Here is a 16,164-nt window from a genome sequence, read left to right on the forward strand (position 1 = left end):
CGTGGAAGGCATGAGGGCGCTTCGTCTATACGCTAACGCTTGCCACCTGCCTTATTTGGCTCAAATTCAGCTTTTCGTCAATCTAACGCTTATCAGTGTGCTTATTTGCAGAAATGTAGGGAGAAACAGCTTATATCAGGTAAATAACAACTGTGGCAAGCGTTAGAATATGAACACGCCTGTTTTTGGGGAAATAGCGTCGAATACAAGCGTTAGAGCAATAATGGATGGGTCAGCATTGAGAGAGCATTTGTTCAGCAGCAAGTTACCCAAAATAAGAGGAACAATATTGGGACACTACAGAAAAAGCGACGGTTCGGCAGAAACTTACCCAAACTAAGGCATTATCGACGGATCAAATAGTTAACATAACCACCATAGTCACCATGATCCCAATAGACGCATCATCCCCCCCTTTTTTTGTTCACAAACATTATAACGTTATATTTACAACCTCCGGCGATCGTGCTACTTTAGAGTAAACATTATAATGTTTTAACCAGAGCAGGGAGGTGAACGCTTGAACGAGAATACCTACATACTCCGAAATGTGAAGCTGCTAAGCGGAAAAGAGGTAGACATCATCATAGAGCACGGCCGGATCGCGGAGATCATCGAAATCGCAGCACTCGGGCAAACGCAGCTGCAAACGCAACCGCAGCCGCAATCGAACCCACATCAGCATGAGGACCTGCCCGAACTTGACGGAGGCGGGGCCTACGTTTCCAGCGGCTGGATCGACATGCACGTCCATGCGTTTCCCGAGTTTCAGCCCTACGGGGACGAGATCGATGAGATCGGGGTCCTTCAGGGCGTGACGACGATCGTGGATGCCGGGAGTTGCGGGGCGGACCGGATAAGCGATTTGATACGCAGCGGGGAGCAGGCAAAGACGTCCGTGCTCGCGTTCCTGAACATTTCACGGATCGGCCTCATGCGCGTTGACGAGCTGTCGCGATTGGAATGGATCAACCGGGAAAAGGTCAAAGAAGCCGCGAATGCATACAAAGGCTCCATCGTCGGCCTCAAAGCCCGCATCAGCCGAAGCGTCGTCGGCGGGAACGGTACGGAGCCGCTCCGCGTCGCCCGGGAGCTGTCGGACTACACCGGATTGCCGCTCATGGTCCATATCGGATCGGGCCCGCCGGACATCCGGGAGGTCATTCCGCTTCTTCAGCGAAAAGATATCATCACGCATTTTCTCAACGGCAAAAGAAACAATCTCTTCGACGCCGATGGCATGCCGCTCCAGGTGCTAACCGACGCTATCATCAGGGGCGTCCATCTCGATGTGGGGCACGGGACGGCGAGCTTTTCGTTCCGGGTGGCCGAAGCGGCCAAACGGCACGGCATCGCGCCGGATTCCATCAGCACCGACATTTACCGGGGCAACCGGCTGCAAGGGCCGGTGTACAGCCTCGCCAACGTGCTGTCCAAATTCCTGCTTCTCGGTTACTCGCTGGAAGAAATCATCGCGTCGGTTACCTCAAACCCGGCGGCATGGCTCGGCCGACCGGAGCTCGGCCGCATCCAGGCCGGGGATCCCGCGAACTTGACCTTGTTCACCGTAGAAAAAAGCGCAGCCATCCTGACGGATTCCGAAGGAGAGCAGCGTACGGCAAATCAAATCATCCGCGCAAAAGGAGTTGTGGCAAATGGGGAATTCATTGCATGCAAAATACGGGCTTAAACGCGTCATCAACGCCAGCGGGCGCATGAGCATCCTGGGCGTGTCCGCGCCGAGCGACACGGTGATGGAGGCGATGAAGCAGGGCGGACAGAGCTACGTCGAAATCGCCGACCTGGTCGACAAAGCCGGCGATTACATCGCCGCCAAACTCGGCTCGGAGGCCGCCGTCATCGTCAACTCCGCGTCCAGCGGAATCGCCCTGTCCGTCGCGGCTCTCGTCACGAGGGGGAACCGCCGTCTCAGCGAGCGGCTGCATCAGGAGACGATCCCCCGGAATGAGATCATCATCTTGAAGGGCCACAACGTGCAGTACGGCGCCCCGGTCGAAACGATGGTCTATTTGGGCGGCGGACGTCTCCTCGAGGTGGGTTACGCCAACGAGGGCAAGGCGGAGCATATCCAGGACGCCATCTCCGACAAGACCGCGGGCATCTTGTATGTCAAATCGCATCACGCCGTCCAAAAAAACATGCTTTCCGTCGAAGAAGCCTGGCAAATCGCGCAGCAAAACGGCATCCCGCTCATCGTGGACGCAGCGGCCGAGGAGGATTTGCGCAAATACGTGACGTGCTCGGACCTGGCGATCTACAGCGGCTCCAAGGCGATTGAAGGCCCGACCTCCGGCATCGTCGCGGGAAAACGCACCTACATCGAATGGCTCAAAGTACAGCTCCACGGCATCGGCCGCAGCATGAAGGTCGGGAAGGAAAGCAGCTTCGGCCTGCTTCAAGCCTTGGACGAATACCTGGTCAAACAGGATAAGAGCGAACAGGAAAAAGCATCGCTCGAAGCGCTTACCCCGCTGAACGATCTCCCCGGCGTCCGGGTAACGGTCGTGCAGGATGAGGCGGGACGCGCGATTTACCGCGGTCGCGTGCATATTGACCCGCAGCAGGCGGGAACGACCGCGAAGGAAGTCGCAGAAGCGTTACAAAACGGCGAAATCGCAATCTATACCCGGGATTACGGGGTGAGGCAGGGATACTTCGATATCGACCCGCGTCCTTTGATGGGAGACGATATCCAGGTGATCGAATCACAAATCCGGAAGATCGTGACGGGAGGAGAATAAACATGGCGGGGAATATCGAAAACAGATTTTATAAAGGCCGCGTCGCTTTAAACGTATTGGCAAAGGATATCGCGAATGCGAAGGAGGTTTTTGAAGCCGCGGAAGGCCATGTCCTGGTCGGCGTCCTCTCCAAGGCATATGCCACGGTGGAGGAAGCCGTCACGGCGATGAAGGCATACGGTAAGGAAATCGACGACGCGGTGTCCATCGGGCTCGGCGCCGGCGACAACCGGCAGGCCGCGGTCGTTGCCGAAATCGCGAAGCATTATCCCGGGAGCCACATTAACCAGGTGTTCCCGGCGGTGGGAGCAACCCGCGCCAACCTGGGCGGGAAGGACAGCTGGATCAACAGCCTGGTGTCCCCGACAGGGCACCCCGGATTCGTGAACATCTCCACGGGGCCACATAGTGCGGCAGCCAGCGAAGCGGCCATTGTGCCGGTTCGCGCGGCGATTGCCCTTGTGCGCGATATGGGCGGCAATGCGCTGAAGTATTTTCCGATGGAGGGGCTCAGCCGGGAAGAGGAGTATCGCGCCGTCGCGGAGGCCTGCGCCGAGGAAGGGTTTGCGCTGGAGCCGACGGGAGGCATCGATCCGGACAATTTCGAAGCGATCGTGAGGATCGCGCTGGAGGCGGGCGTCAAGCAGGTCATCCCGCATGTGTATTCCTCCATCATCGATAAGGAATCGGGCAATACGAACATTCGGGACGTACAAAACTTGCACGCCGTCCTGAAAAAGCTGGCGGATACGTATGCCTAAGCGGATCGCGGCGTTCGGCGAAGTCATGATGCGCCTGCAAGTGCCCGGCTATGAGACGTTGTTGCAGGCAAACACGTTGCAGTATTCTTTTTCCGGGACCGGGGTGAACGTCGTTTCGGCGCTCTCTCGCTACGGGCACACCGGATATCTCGTGACTCGTCTGCCGGTGGGTCCCCTTGGTGACGCGGCCGCAGCCCATCTCCGTAAACTGGGGATCACCGGGAACTTCATACACCGGGGAGGAAACTACTTAGGCATGTACTTTCTCGAAAACGGCTTCGGCGTCCGTCCGAGCCGGGTTACATACACGAATCGGCAGGAGAGCAGCTTCAATACCGCGCCGGAAGATACATACGATCCCGACAACATCGCAAGCGCGGTGGATGCGATCCATTTTTGCGGAATCGCCCTGGCGATGAACGATGGCGTTCGCGGTCACATGATCACCCTGGCCAAGGCGGTCAAAGCGAGGGGCGGCCGGGTGATTTTCGATTGCAATTACCGTCCTTCGTTATGGGGTGAACAAGGGTACGCCGCAGCCAAACCGCATTACGAATCGATGCTGGAGCTGGCCGATCTCGTGCTGATGAACGAAAAAGACGCCATGCTGACGCTTGGCATGAACACCGCCGGGGAATCCCGTGAAGAGCAGTTGGCGGAACTGATCCCCGCCGTTGCCGACCAATACGGCATTCACGTCATTGCCGGCACGAACCGGGAGATCCATGACCATAACAAACACTCATTGCGGGGCTTTTTATTTAAAGGCGGAGGCTTCGTTTTTTCGGAGCGGCTGACGTTTTCCGTCTATGATAGAATAGGGGCTGGAGACGCGTTCGCGAGCGGCATGATTCACGGGGAACTGGAAGGCTTCGCCCCGGAAACCACCGTGAACTTTGCGGCGGCGGCGGGCATGCTGGCCCATACGGTGGCGGGCGATACGCCGATCGCGAACGAAGCGGACATTTTTCGGGCCATGCAAAGCGGAGCGCGCGATGTCGAAAGGTAGAAAGGCAGTGGATGGAAAAGTGAGCTTGTTGCGAAAAGACCGACCATTGTATTTGCAGATCAAACATATTTTGAAAGACCGGATTTTGCACGGCGTATATCCTCTGGATAGCAACATCCCGTCCGAGCCGCAGCTTGAGCAGGAATTCGGCGTCAGCAAAATTACCGTGCGGGGCGCGATCCAGGAACTGGTGCAGGAAGGATACCTGGAAAAAGGCAGCGGCAAAGGGACCCGTGTCATCCGCAACAAAGCCGCTTCGAAGTTGTCGAAGTGGAAGCATTTTACGGAAATTTTGGTGGAGTCCGGACACCGGATCCGCAAGCAGTGGCTGAATACGAAGATCATCAGAAACGAGCAGGGCTCGGAACCGTTCCGCTTGTTCGGGGAGCGCTGCCTGAAGCTGGACCGGATTTATTTTCTGGACGATGAGCCTTACATATATTACGAGCATTACGTAGCCTTACAGGCTGGCGGGTTGGTCAACCTTACGCTCTCCGACTTGAAGGACCGCTCGTTATACGAGCTGCTGGAGGAGCAGGGACTGTCCCTCGAAAAACTGCGCGACGAATTCGGCGCGGCAGCCGTTTCCCGCGAGCCGGGGGAGATGTTGGGACTCACCGAAGGTACGCCGGTTTTGAAACGCATCCGGTACTCCCGCGACGGGCAAGGGAATGCGATCGAATACAGCGTCGGTTACTATAACTCTCAAATGCAAAATTATATCGTGGATTATGATGCATAGCTTATCACGGTTCGCTAAGGGCGCTGAAGGGCGTTGTCCTGGCGGGCCTTTTTTTGACGCTAACGAAACAGTATCACTCTATTTGCGAAAAAAGCGGTCCTTTTTTTATCTAAGGAAACATGGTAACGCTATACCGGCGAAAAACTGCGATTCCAGAGAAAAACAGGTCAAATAAGATTACCCAGTTTCGTTAACCGCGGCCGTTGCCGATTTTTTGCCCAATAAGATTACCCAGTTTCCTTAGCAAAAATAAAGCGGTTGCATTTCGCCTCCATTGCCTCGAAAATGGAGATAGATTCAAAGGACGAATGAAGGAGAGTGTGCAGCATGAACGACATGAACTACACGGCACTGGTCACGGGAGCAAGCCGCGGCGTAGGACTGGCATTGGTCCAATTGTTATTGGAAAAAGAATACTGGGTGTTTGCCGGGTACCATCATACGCCCGGATCCGACTTGGAGCAGCTTCAGGCGAAGTTTGAGGAAAAATTAACGCTGGTCCATCTGGATATCGGGAGCGACGAAAGCGTGCGTAAAGCGGCGGCAGTCGTGAAGGAGGGAACGGATCGACTCGATCTTCTCTTGAACAACGCGGGGATCCTCGGCGAAATCGAAGAGAGTATCAAGGACGACATCAATTACGAGGATATGCTGAAAGTTTACAATGTCAACGCACTGGGCGCGCTGAGGGTGACTCAGGCTCTGGTGCCATTGGTGATGAACAGCTCTGCCAAAATGATCGTCAACATCTCATCGGAAGCCGGAAGCATCGGCCAAAACGGCCGCAGAGGCTGGTTCGCCTATTGCATGTCAAAAGCGGCCCTCAATATGGAATCCAGTCTGGTCCATAACGGCTTGAAGGATGACGGCGGGCGCGTGCTGGTCGTTCATCCGGGCTGGGTGCAAACCTACATGCGGGGCGAACTCGATGCGGCTGCGGATTTGACTCCGGCGGAGTCAGCGTCCAAAATTATCGCGCTCGTCATGGACCGGATCGGAAACGCGCCGGGAAGCGAGCCGGAATATATCGATGTTTACGGAAACAAGCTGCCTTGGTAAATGATCTGGACAACCCCAACGGAAGGAGGAAACAAATATGATGAACAATCATTCGAAGCCGAAGGCGTTGCTGATCGGAGATTACAAAGATGCGCCGTATCATCCGCTTGAAGCGGTGGAGGAGAAGCTGCTGCAAATTTTGGAGAGCGGGTGGCAGGTGAGCACCACGGATCAATACGACAGCTTGCTTCGTGAAAATAATTCCGCCTACCGGCTCTACATATCCTATGCGGACCGGTGGGACCGTCCCGTCTCGTCGGAGCAAACGGCGGGACTCCTTTCGTACGTGGCGGAAGGCGGCGGGCTACTGGTGTTGCATAACGGGATCTCGCTGCAGGCGAGACCGGAAATGGCGCAGATGATCGGGGCCCGGTTTACCGGACATCCGGCGTATCAGGAGCTCGGTTTTCACGTAGAAATGCCGGAGCATCCCGTTACGGCAGGCATCCGACCGTTTACGATGGAAGAGGAGCCTTACCGCTTCGAGATGGCTCCCCTTAGCGACCATGAAGTATTGCTGACTTATCACCATGAAGGAGAACGTTACCCCGCAACCTGGGCGAGATCTTATGGCTTGGGCCGGATCGCCTACTTGATGCCGGGGCATCATCTGGAATCTTTCCTTCACCCCGAATATGCGAAGCTGATCCAAAACGCTGCAAACTGGGCAGGAAGGCTTAACGAAGAAAAGATATAGGGCTCACCATATCTCAGACCGGACTTGCGGGCGAACGTGGTCCGGTTTTTTTGTGATTTTGAAGCTTGCTATTGGCCGCGGAGACGGATAAAATGAAGTCAAAGTTGTACGTACAACAATCGGTGTGAGCATCCAAGCCGCTTTACGGTTGGTTCGAAAACTTACGGATCGGCAAGATTACAGCGGCTGAAGTAAAAAAGGACGGATCATGAGATGTCCGACCGAAAAATACCGAAATACATGCAACTCAAGCGGGAGCTGCTCTCCTGGCTGGAATCCGGCAGGCTTGCGCCGGGGGCACAGTTCCCTTCCGAAAATGAAATTGCCGAAAAGGTTAAGCTCAGCCGCCAAACCGTCCGGCAAACCTTCGGGGAACTGGAGAAGGAAGGCTGGCTGACGCGGATTCAGGGAAAAGGGACGTTCGCCAGAATATGCAGGCCGCTTCAAGCCGGGTCATTACCTACGCGCCGAGCAAAAAAGAGACGAGGCGGTAAGACTGCTCCAAGAGCCCGAAAAGGAACGAGGCGGCAGCCGGTGCGGACTAAAGATTCCGGGAGACCTGTCCCTGATTGGCTTCAACGATTCCATCCTTGCGACCGCATCGCACGAAATTGACAACGCTTACTCACTCATAATTGAGTTGGGATCGACGCGACAAGGCAGTTGATCGCCATGATCGAGCAAGGGGCCGTTTTTGAGAACACGGTGTATGAGCCCGAGATCGTAGAGCGCGAAACGGTAGCCAGAAAAGGAAAGCTGCAGTGAACGAAGCTACTAAGGAACAGCGTTAGAGTACGCGGATACTCGGATTAACCGGAAAACTTACCCTTAAATATCTTGGAAATCGTCATCAGAGATAATTAACGGGAAAACTTCCAGCAAATCGGGTTAAAAACACATTGGGGCAGCCACTTTCATCAATTTAGCAGGAACAATTCCCGTTAACTCGGATTATATCGCTACAATTCCAGGATTTGCGGGAGAATTTCAGCTTATTTTTTCTAGCACGGCGGCAATCCATTTTTATAGGATAAACTTGTACGTACAAAAGGTTCTGTTCGCAAGCACGCCGCCGTGTCTCGGTCGGTTTAGACAAATATTTAACATAGAAAATAGAATGGGGAGGAATTTGCTATGTCAAACGTCAAGGAGCTTCCGTTCTTCGAACAGCTGGTTCTCGAATCCGGGGCTTTGGGAAAGGTCGCGCCGTTTTTGCGGGAAAAAGGATGCAGACGCGTGCTGCTCGCCGCGGATGCGAATACTTATGAAGCGGCGGGGAGGGAGCTGGAGCGGCAGCTTCGCGAAGCCGGCATGGAACCGGCGCTTTGCATGCTGACGCCCGACAAGACGGGGGATGTCGTTGCCGATGAGGCGTCGATCGTCGAGCTTCAGCTTGCGATCGAACCGGGCATGACCGAATCGATCGTCGCCGTCGGTTCCGGGACGATTCACGACATCGTCCGGTTCGCCGCACACCGCTGCGGCATTCCGTTCATCTCCGTACCGACGGCCCCGTCGGTGGACGGATTTACGTCATCCGGGGCGCCGCTCATTATCCGCGGAGTCAAGAAGACCGTTCCGGCCGTGCAGCCTACCGCCATTTTTGCCGATTTGGACATTCTGATGAAGGCGCCGCAGCCGCTCGTTGCGGCAGGCTTCGGGGACATGCTCGGCAAATACACCTCCTTGTTCGACTGGAAATTTTCCCACCTGACGGGGGGAGAACCGTACAATGAACAAGCGGCGCTGATCACCGAGCGGGCGCTGGCCTCCTGCGTGCGGCACGCCCGCGAGATCGGCGAACGCACGGAGGAGGGCATCACCGTGCTGATGACGGCGCTGATCGAGTCCGGCATCGCCATGCTGCTGTTCGGGCAGTCGCATCCGGCTTCCGGCGCGGAACACCATCTCTCCCATTTCTGGGAGATGGAATATTTGCGCCGGGGCAACCGCGCGCTGCTGCACGGCGCGAAGGTCGGCGTGGCCTGCGCCGAAATCTCGCGCATGTATCATGACGCCGCGGAGCGGGGCGTCTACCCGGGCGGCGAGCCGGAGGCGCTGCGACGGCACGGCGAGGTCGTCCGCAGCTGGCTGGCAGACGTCCCGAGCGAAGCGGCGATCCGCGAGCTGCTTGCGCTCGCGGGCGGGCCGTCCAGCCGCGAAGAGCTCGGCATCGACGACGAGCTGCTCGCGAGCAGCCTGCGCGAGGCGCACCTGGTTCGTACGAACCGCCATACGCTGCTGCGCGCGTTGAATGAAGCTTGATATTTAAACCGCCTTCGTCCGGGCCTCTCTCTGAGAGGAGCCTGGGACAAGGCGGTTTTTAGCTTGAACTCCGAGCTCCTCTTCGTTGGAAAAAATCCAACCATTCAGGCTGATTTCGGGCAGATTTGGGAGCTTCATTGGAGATTTTCCAATCAAAATGGCTGCAACCGGCCGTCCGAGCATCCAAAACCGCCAAACCGTTGGATTTTCTCCAATCAAATCTCTGTTCCTCGACTTAACTCCTAAGCAGGTTGGATTTTCTCCAATCAAAGTTTGATCAGTGTAATCTCCTCCTCCAAAATGTATGCTGAACGCCCATCATGTTCATCGCGCGTCAGCCTTCCGCATCATCGCCATTCAGATCGTCAACCGCGTCGGGCCCTTTCCATCTCCCGAAAAGCGCTGGGCGAGGTTCCCGTCATTTTTTTGAACAGCATCGAAAAATACTTGTCATTCCCGTACCCGACTCGGGCAGCGACCTCATGAACGGGGGCGCCGGTTTCCGAAAGCAGGCGTTTGGCTTCCTCGATGCGGCGGTTGATCAGGTAATTGACGGGCGAGTCGCCAAGGTCTTTTTTGAACAAATGGGATAGATAGTGTTGACTAACGTAGAGAGCGCCGGCGATCTCTTTTAACGAGATGTTCCGGGTGTAATTTTTGTCGATGAATTGCTTGGTGCGGAGGGTAATTTCGCTCTTGTCTTTGAGTGCGAGAAAGGAATGCTTCACGGAGCTGGTGAAGTCCTCATTCCCATTGCGAACTTACGAGCCGGTGCGTGCTGATCGCCGAGTCGCTTGGACGGAGGCATACGAGAGGTTTCGGCATCTTACGGCGTCCCCTACACCGGTCAGCACGGCTAATCTACGCGCGCGGTCGCAGCATATTTTAAACGAAGATATGGAGGACCACTATGATGTTAAAAGGAATTTACAGCCTGCTGACTCCGGATTTGCTAAAAATATTGATGGAAATGGGGCATTCGGACGAAATCGTGCTCGCGGACGGTAATTTTCCGGCGGCCAGCCATGCCAGAAGGCTCGTGCGCTGCGACGGGCACGGGATTCCCGAACTGCTGGCGGCGGTTCTGCAGCTATTTCCCCTCGACGGCTATGTGGAACACCCGGTTTCCCTGATGGCCGTGATGCCGGGAGATCCCGTGGAAACGCCAATTTGGGGCCAGTATCGCAATATTCTAAGCCGCTATCATTCCGTGGAAGATTCTTTTGAGACGATCGAACGGTTCGCTTTTTACGAAAGGGCCAACCAAGCGTACGCCATCGTTTCGACGGGCGAAAAAGCGTTGTATGCCAATATGATATTGAAAAAGGGAGTCGTCATTTAGGCCGAGACATTATATGTCGACAACCGCAAAAAAGGCCGGCACGGTTATATCCGCAGTTCGGCCTTTTCCCCTTCTTCGGGAACCAGCATATCGACGAGTGCAAGTAAGGCGCTGGTGGCTTGAGCATTTTTACGAACAACAAGCTCGGTTTTGGTATATCTGTAAGCTTCGGGAACCTGATGCAGGGTCACGGTCCCGGCGCTCGCCTGATTTTGCACGACGATCCGGGGAAGCAGGGAGATGCCGAGGCCGGCCGAGACGCCGCCGATAATGGCTTCCAGCGTGCCGAATTCCATGGTGTACGGATGGCTTTTGCCTCGGGCATGCAGCCAATGCTCCAACAGCTCCCGGTAAGCGCAGCCTTTGCTGTACACGAGATTCGGTTTGGCCAGCGCATCATCGATATCCGTGATTCCCGGAGGGGAAATCAACACCACTTCCTCCTCGAAGACCGGGATCGCTCGCAACTCGGGATGACTAATATGACTACTGATAAACGCGACATCCAGCTCGTATTGCGCGACTTTATCCGCCAGACGCTCCGAAAGATCGGTGATCAGCGACAGTTCCACCTTGGGATACATCTTGTAATACCGGGTGAGCAGCTTAGGCAGCCGAACGGCGGCGGTCGTTTGCGACGAGCCGATCAGCAGCGGGCCGCCCGGTTCGCCGGAGGACGCGATGACCGCGGTCGCTTCATTCAAGAGGCCGACGATTTTATCCGCGTAATTCAAAAGCATTTTTCCGCTGGAGGAGAGCGTCATTCCCCGATTATGGCGGTGGAACAACACCGTTCCCAATTCCGTTTCCAGCTGCCGGATGCGGGCGGTCACGTTGGACTGCACGTAGCCGAGCCGAAAGGCTGCTTTCGTGATTGAGCCCTCCCGGGCCACGGCTTGAAATATTCTCAAATCCGTACTTTCCATGGGCAGTAACCTCCATACTTATTTGATATCAAAAATAATGATGCACACCATCTTTATCAATCATTATACATAATTACAAACCTCCGGTACAATACAACCATACTTCGAGAGAATGGAGAGGATACGCCATGAAAATGAGTGCGATCAAATACACCGGTCTTCTTCTGCTGACCACTTTTTTGATGGGAATCGCTTTTCCGGTGGGCAAGATCGGGCTGGAATTTGCTCCGCCCTTTCTGTTGATGGGACTGCGCTTCGTCATTGCCGGAGCCTTGCTGGCGCTCCTCACGGCGCGGAAGCGGCAGCCCAAGGGAGCAAGGCAATGGCTGCAGGCCGCTGCACTCGGCCTGTTTCAATCCGCCGGCGTGATGTTCACTTTTGGCCTCCACCTGGAAATCGAGCCGGGGACGTTCATCTGTTTTGCGGGTGCGGTCTGCTTTACGATCGCCACGCTTATACTTAACCGGATCGGTCCAGCCTTTGATTTGAAGGTGCTCGCCGCTTATCAAATGATGGCCGGAGGAATAGCGCTGCTTGTTTTAAGCGGAGTGACGGAAGATCTTTATTTCTCCGTTAACGTTACGTCGATACTGGTACTGCTCTGGCTGGTGGTGATGTGCTCCATCGTGCAATTTTCGGTCTGGTTTTATCTGCTTCAAAACAGCGACCCGGCCAGGACGAGCGCATTTCTGTTTCTGGTGCCGCTTTTCGGCGTGCTGACGAGCTGGATGCTGCTTGGAGAACGGGTGACCTGGCATGTTTATGCGGGCGGAGCGATGATATGCATCGGTATATTTATGGTGAATTGGAGGAGAACCTCATGAGCTTTGAAAACAAAGTTGCCCTCGTCACGGGCGGGGGCACCGGGATTGGCCGGGCGACCAGTCTTTTGCTGGCTGAAAGGGGGGCGATGGTCGCCGTCAATTATTCGCGTTCCGCAGCGGAGGCCGAGGATACCGTGCGGGAAATCCAACAAGCCGGAGGTACGGCCGTCGCCATCCGCGCGGATGTCTCCCGCGATCCGGAGGTCCGGCGGATGGCGGAGCGAGTCGCGGGCGAGTTCGGGTCCATCGATATGCTCGTCAATAATGCCAGTGTTACCAGGTATATTGCCATGAATGATCTTGACGCGGTGACCGAGGAGGCGTGGGACGAACTGTTCGGGGTAAACGTCAAAGGCATGTTCAACTGCGCCCGCGCCGCGGCTCCTTACTTGAAAGCCGGAAAGGGGGCGATCGTGAATGTCGGAAGCATCGCGGGAATCACGGGTAAAGGCTCGTCTTTGCCTTACGCCGTCTCTAAGGCAGCCGTGCACGGCTTGACCAAATCATTAGCCCATGCCCTGGCGCCGGACATCCGGGTGTGCGGCATAGCGCCGGGAGCGGTTGCGACGAGATGGTGGGAAGGCCAAGAAGAGCGGATGAGATCGCTCATTACCCATTTACCGCTGGAGCGTATTTCGCCTCCCGAAGAAATCGCGGAATTGATTTGCGCGATCTTGGCTCAGCCTTCCCTGACGGGGCAGATCATTACCGTGGACAACGGTCAGACCATGTAATCGCGGGGACGCGAGGCCTTGCCGATGAAATGCAAAAAGACTGCGCGGAAAGGAACCCTTTTCCATGCAGTCTTTTTATTACTCTTCGTGAACGTCGTATAGGACGCGGGCCAGCAGGTCCTGGCTGTAGTTGCCGAAGTTTTTGCCGAAGATCGTAAGTCCGCGTTTGTTGACCGATTTATCGCTGACGGCGATGCGGAAGGTGAGTTCGCTCTTGTAATCCAGCTGAATTTGGTCCAGCGTGACGTCGGAAATGCGGCACCCGTCGATGAAGCTGCCTTCATTATTGATTCGAATCAGTTTGAGCATACCGTACTGATTCAAATGCGGCGGCCACCAGTCCGGATTGAACGTTCCCCGCGCATCCCCGAAATCTCCAGGGCTGGTCCAGAATCCGATTTCGATGCCATTGATGTAAAAATAAATATCCGATGGATAGTTATCGCAAAAGCCCGGAGCCTCCGAACCGAGCTCCATGGAAAATTGGATTTCCCGGAACGATTGATTCGGTTTCAGATAGTTGGGAATCCGATATTCCAGAAATCCTTCGGCGAGCCAAATGATTTCCGAATCGATCCGCTGCGGGTCCGCAAAATAACGCGGGTCGTCAAAATCGCCGATAATGCTGTCCTTCGTGGCCAATCCGCAGGTCGGTACGGCCTGATAGTTGCTGTAATGCCCTACCTGAATTTCGACCTCGTACAGGTTTTCCACATCTCTGCTTTTCAAGTCGACCATAAGTTTATCTTTATTAAGATAGCAAATTTTCTGGATGCCGTGTTTACCTACAGATGTATTGATTTCGATCAAGCCGCTTTCCTCAAGCTTCTTAATATGCATGGTGATGGCGCCGTTACTGAGATTCAGCCTGGTGGCCAGATCATTCAGGTTCAGGGCCTGATTCTTGGCGAGAAGTTCGAGGATTTGAATTCTGATCTCAGAACTTAAAGCTTTAAAAATATCGAGCCCGCTCATCAAATCCTTGATGTAAATCATACAACATAACCCTCTTCCGCTAGGAAATAAAAAAGTGGCAAAACAATTTGTTTTAAATAATTATAAACTAACTTAGCGAAATAATAAAGAGTAAAACTATATCTGTAAAAATATTTTAAATTTCAGCTAATAGTTGCATTATTTTGATGCTATACTTTATATAAATGTGAAACTAATGTACTAGATTAAGCAAGAGAAATCACGAAAAAAGAATGAAATATGTTTATTTATAAGGGTTTGCAGGTTATGTTTAAAAAAACTTAAAAAGATTTAGGTTTTTCTATTTACAAGCTGCTTTCTATATGATATTTTATACCTGTAAGCGGATTCATTCAAGTCATTTCAAAATGATTTAGGATTTATTGAAACGGAAGGTGATAGACTTGTCTTCAGCAGCACAGTCTCTTAAAGCTAGAATGGTTGTAGACGAATCGTTCAAGATCGCCGAAATTGATCCGCGAATCTATGGTTCTTTTATAGAACATCTGGGCAGGGCCGTGTACGGAGGGATTTATGAAGCCTCCCACCCGGCTGCGGACAGCAAGGGGTTTCGCAACGATGTCAAGAACTTGATCCAGGAATTGAATGTACCTATTATACGCTATCCGGGAGGGAACTTTGTATCCGGATATAATTGGGAAGACGGCGTTGGCCCGGTTGAGAATCGTCCCAAACGGTTGGAACTCGCCTGGCGAACCGTTGAACCGAATCTGGTCGGTACGAACGAGTTTGCCGAATGGACCCGGGAGATCGGTTCCGAAGTGATGATGGCTGTCAACCTGGGGACCCGGGGCGTGGATGCGGCTAGAAACTTGCTGGAATACTGCAACCATCCTGGCGGCAGTTATTGGAGCGATTTGCGCCGGAGCCACGGCTACGAACAGCCGCATCGGATCAAAACCTGGTGCCTCGGGAATGAAATGGACGGCCCTTGGCAAATCGGCCAGAAGACGCCGCAGGAATACGGACGATTGGCCTATGAAACCGCGAAAGCGATGCGGCTGGTCGATCCGACGATCGAGCTTGTCTCCTGCGGAAGTTCCAACACTGCGATGCCGACATTCCCTGAATGGGAAGCGGTTTCTCTGGATCACACATACGACGTCGTCGACTATGTGTCCCTGCATCAATATTACGGCAATCGCGATAATGATTCGGCCAACTTCTTGGCGAGATCGATGGATATGGAGCATTTTATCCGGACCGTCACCGCCACCTGCGATTATGTCAAAGCAAAGAAGCGCAGCAAGAAAACGATGTATCTCAGCTTCGATGAGTGGAATGTTTGGTATCACTCCAACGATGCGGACGCCAAGCTTGAACCTTGGAGCGTAGGTCCGCCTCAATTGGAAGATATATATAATTTCGAAGATGCGCTCTTGGTCGGAAGCATGCTGATTACGATGCTCCGTCACGCCGACCGGGTCAAAATGGCTTGCCTGGCTCAATTGGTCAATGTCATTGCGCCGATCATGACGGAAAACGGAGGACGCGCCTGGAAACAGACGATATTTTATCCTTATTTGCACGCTTCCCGCTATGGACGGGGTGTTTCGCTACAACCGATCGTTCATTCGCCGAAGTATGACGCCCAGGACTATACCGATGTGCCTTATCTCGACAGTGCCGTCGTATACCGCGAAGCGGAAGAGGAGATTACGATCTTCGCCGTCAACCGTCATCTGGAAGCGCCGCTGGACCTCGAATGCGATGTCCGCGGGTTTGAAAACTATCGCGTTTCCGAACATATCGTGCTGGAACATGATGATTTGAAAGCGGTAAACACCGCGGATGAGGAGAAAGTCAAGCCTCATAACCAGGGGAATGCGGAGTGCAAGGACGGATACGTTCATGCGCGACTGTCCAAGGCATCCTGGAACGTCATCATTTTGCGCAAGGCGAAGTAATCCTTGGAACATCAAAATGGAATACGGTTTCACCATGAAGTTGATATAGGTCGGACTAAAGTGAGGCGCAGTGATACATTACGAATAGAAGCTTCCTCTGTACTAGCTTTAGTTCTTTCTATATAGTTTCATCCGATCTT

At 54.0% G+C, this 16,164-nt stretch carries 15 protein-coding genes and 1 pseudogene; 13 read left to right on the forward strand and 3 right to left on the reverse strand.

Annotated elements, in window-relative coordinates:
- Positions 1 to 520 precede the first annotated feature (520 nt).
- The 9 genes and pseudogenes from ACSFXJ_RS08120 to ACSFXJ_RS08160 all read left to right on the forward strand — a co-directional run bounded on the left by ACSFXJ_RS08120 (position 521) and on the right by ACSFXJ_RS08160 (position 9,295).
- Positions 521 to 1,690, forward strand: a complete 1,170-nt coding sequence (locus tag ACSFXJ_RS08120; RefSeq protein ID WP_435924672.1) for an amidohydrolase/deacetylase family metallohydrolase — start codon at positions 521 to 523, stop codon at positions 1,688 to 1,690.
- Positions 1,656 to 2,762: a DgaE family pyridoxal phosphate-dependent ammonia lyase gene (locus ACSFXJ_RS08125; RefSeq protein ID WP_435924673.1), complete on the forward strand. Its 1,107-nt coding sequence runs from the start codon at positions 1,656 to 1,658 to the stop codon at positions 2,760 to 2,762. Before ACSFXJ_RS08120 ends, ACSFXJ_RS08125 begins: the two co-directional genes overlap by 35 nt.
- Before the next feature lie 2 nt (positions 2,763 to 2,764).
- Positions 2,765 to 3,523 (forward strand): 2-dehydro-3-deoxy-phosphogluconate aldolase, encoded by a 759-nt coding sequence (gene dagF, locus ACSFXJ_RS08130; RefSeq protein ID WP_435924674.1) that lies wholly within the window; start codon positions 2,765 to 2,767, stop codon positions 3,521 to 3,523.
- Positions 3,516 to 4,532 (forward strand): sugar kinase, encoded by a 1,017-nt coding sequence (locus ACSFXJ_RS08135; protein WP_435924675.1) that lies wholly within the window; start codon positions 3,516 to 3,518, stop codon positions 4,530 to 4,532. Before dagF ends, ACSFXJ_RS08135 begins: the two co-directional genes overlap by 8 nt.
- Positions 4,519 to 5,274: a GntR family transcriptional regulator gene (locus ACSFXJ_RS08140; RefSeq protein ID WP_435924676.1), complete on the forward strand. Its 756-nt coding sequence runs from the start codon at positions 4,519 to 4,521 to the stop codon at positions 5,272 to 5,274. The genes ACSFXJ_RS08135 and ACSFXJ_RS08140 overlap by 14 nt, the downstream gene beginning before the upstream one ends.
- 327 nt (positions 5,275 to 5,601) lie before the next feature.
- Entirely contained in the window at positions 5,602 to 6,333 is a 732-nt protein-coding gene (locus ACSFXJ_RS08145; protein ID WP_435924677.1) for an SDR family oxidoreductase, read from the forward strand.
- Positions 6,334 to 6,370: 37 nt separating this feature from the next.
- Entirely contained in the window at positions 6,371 to 7,030 is a 660-nt protein-coding gene (locus ACSFXJ_RS08150) for a ThuA domain-containing protein (protein ID WP_435924678.1), read from the forward strand.
- A 213-nt stretch (positions 7,031 to 7,243) separates the two neighbouring features.
- Positions 7,244 to 7,459, forward strand: a pseudogene (locus ACSFXJ_RS08155) (GntR family transcriptional regulator); the annotation flags it as partial.
- A gap of 705 nt (positions 7,460 to 8,164) precedes the next feature.
- Positions 8,165 to 9,295, forward strand: coding sequence for a sn-glycerol-1-phosphate dehydrogenase (locus ACSFXJ_RS08160; RefSeq protein WP_435924679.1), 1,131 nt, complete (start codon positions 8,165 to 8,167; stop codon positions 9,293 to 9,295).
- A gap of 365 nt (positions 9,296 to 9,660) precedes the next feature.
- Here the strand turns inward: ACSFXJ_RS08160 and ACSFXJ_RS08165 are convergent, their stop codons facing one another.
- Entirely contained in the window at positions 9,661 to 10,023 is a 363-nt protein-coding gene (locus tag ACSFXJ_RS08165) for a helix-turn-helix transcriptional regulator (protein WP_435924680.1), read from the reverse strand.
- Positions 10,024 to 10,208: 185 nt separating this feature from the next.
- Here ACSFXJ_RS08165 and ACSFXJ_RS08170 point away from each other — a divergent pair, with 185 nt between their 5' ends.
- Complete coding sequence (locus ACSFXJ_RS08170; RefSeq protein WP_435925710.1) at positions 10,209 to 10,637, forward strand: RbsD/FucU family protein; 429 nt, start codon at positions 10,209 to 10,211, stop codon at positions 10,635 to 10,637.
- Between the two features lie 44 nt (positions 10,638 to 10,681).
- Here ACSFXJ_RS08170 and ACSFXJ_RS08175 read toward each other — a convergent pair whose 3' ends face one another.
- Positions 10,682 to 11,563, reverse strand: a complete 882-nt coding sequence (locus ACSFXJ_RS08175) for a LysR family transcriptional regulator (protein ID WP_435924681.1) — start codon at positions 11,561 to 11,563, stop codon at positions 10,682 to 10,684.
- 128 nt (positions 11,564 to 11,691) lie between these two features.
- Here ACSFXJ_RS08175 and ACSFXJ_RS08180 point away from each other — a divergent pair, with 128 nt between their 5' ends.
- Both ACSFXJ_RS08180 and ACSFXJ_RS08185 read left to right on the forward strand, forming a co-directional pair.
- Entirely contained in the window at positions 11,692 to 12,387 is a 696-nt protein-coding gene (locus ACSFXJ_RS08180) for a DMT family transporter (protein WP_435924682.1), read from the forward strand.
- Complete coding sequence (locus ACSFXJ_RS08185) at positions 12,384 to 13,121, forward strand: SDR family NAD(P)-dependent oxidoreductase (protein WP_435924683.1); 738 nt, start codon at positions 12,384 to 12,386, stop codon at positions 13,119 to 13,121. Before ACSFXJ_RS08180 ends, ACSFXJ_RS08185 begins: the two co-directional genes overlap by 4 nt.
- A 78-nt stretch (positions 13,122 to 13,199) precedes the next feature.
- On the opposite strand, the gene ACSFXJ_RS08190 is transcribed toward ACSFXJ_RS08185, so the two are convergent.
- Positions 13,200 to 14,117 (reverse strand): ArsR/SmtB family transcription factor, encoded by a 918-nt coding sequence (locus tag ACSFXJ_RS08190; protein ID WP_435924684.1) that lies wholly within the window; start codon positions 14,115 to 14,117, stop codon positions 13,200 to 13,202.
- A 416-nt stretch (positions 14,118 to 14,533) separates the two neighbouring features.
- Between ACSFXJ_RS08190 and ACSFXJ_RS08195 the strand changes: the two genes are divergently transcribed.
- Entirely contained in the window at positions 14,534 to 16,024 is a 1,491-nt protein-coding gene (locus ACSFXJ_RS08195) for an alpha-N-arabinofuranosidase (protein WP_435925711.1), read from the forward strand.
- Positions 16,025 to 16,164: the final 140 nt, after the last annotated feature.

The sequence above is a fragment of the Paenibacillus salivarius genome (genome assembly GCF_051307165.1).
Classification (GTDB): Bacteria; Bacillota; Bacilli; order Paenibacillales; family Paenibacillaceae; genus Fontibacillus.

What these genes read in the sequence shown, in the direction of transcription:
- ACSFXJ_RS08180 (WP_435924682.1), top strand. Translation starts at nt 11,692, where the DNA reads ATGAAAATGAGTGCGATCAAATACACCGGTCTTCTTCTGCTGACCACT.
- ACSFXJ_RS08170 (WP_435925710.1), top strand. Translation starts at nt 10,209, where the DNA reads ATGTTAAAAGGAATTTACAGCCTGCTGACTCCGGATTTGCTAAAAATA.
- ACSFXJ_RS08140 (WP_435924676.1), top strand. Translation starts at nt 4,519, where the DNA reads ATGTCGAAAGGTAGAAAGGCAGTGGATGGAAAAGTGAGCTTGTTGCGA.
- ACSFXJ_RS08160 (WP_435924679.1), top strand. Translation starts at nt 8,165, where the DNA reads ATGTCAAACGTCAAGGAGCTTCCGTTCTTCGAACAGCTGGTTCTCGAA.
- ACSFXJ_RS08175 (WP_435924681.1), bottom strand. Translation starts at nt 11,563, where the DNA reads ATGGAAAGTACGGATTTGAGAATATTTCAAGCCGTGGCCCGGGAGGGC.
- ACSFXJ_RS08145 (WP_435924677.1), top strand. Translation starts at nt 5,602, where the DNA reads ATGAACGACATGAACTACACGGCACTGGTCACGGGAGCAAGCCGCGGC.
- ACSFXJ_RS08135 (WP_435924675.1), top strand. Translation starts at nt 3,516, where the DNA reads ATGCCTAAGCGGATCGCGGCGTTCGGCGAAGTCATGATGCGCCTGCAA.
- ACSFXJ_RS08185 (WP_435924683.1), top strand. Translation starts at nt 12,384, where the DNA reads ATGAGCTTTGAAAACAAAGTTGCCCTCGTCACGGGCGGGGGCACCGGG.
- ACSFXJ_RS08195 (WP_435925711.1), top strand. Translation starts at nt 14,534, where the DNA reads ATGGTTGTAGACGAATCGTTCAAGATCGCCGAAATTGATCCGCGAATC.
- ACSFXJ_RS08125 (WP_435924673.1), top strand. Translation starts at nt 1,656, where the DNA reads ATGGGGAATTCATTGCATGCAAAATACGGGCTTAAACGCGTCATCAAC.
- dagF (WP_435924674.1), top strand. Translation starts at nt 2,765, where the DNA reads ATGGCGGGGAATATCGAAAACAGATTTTATAAAGGCCGCGTCGCTTTA.
- ACSFXJ_RS08150 (WP_435924678.1), top strand. Translation starts at nt 6,371, where the DNA reads ATGATGAACAATCATTCGAAGCCGAAGGCGTTGCTGATCGGAGATTAC.
- ACSFXJ_RS08190 (WP_435924684.1), bottom strand. Translation starts at nt 14,117, where the DNA reads ATGATTTACATCAAGGATTTGATGAGCGGGCTCGATATTTTTAAAGCT.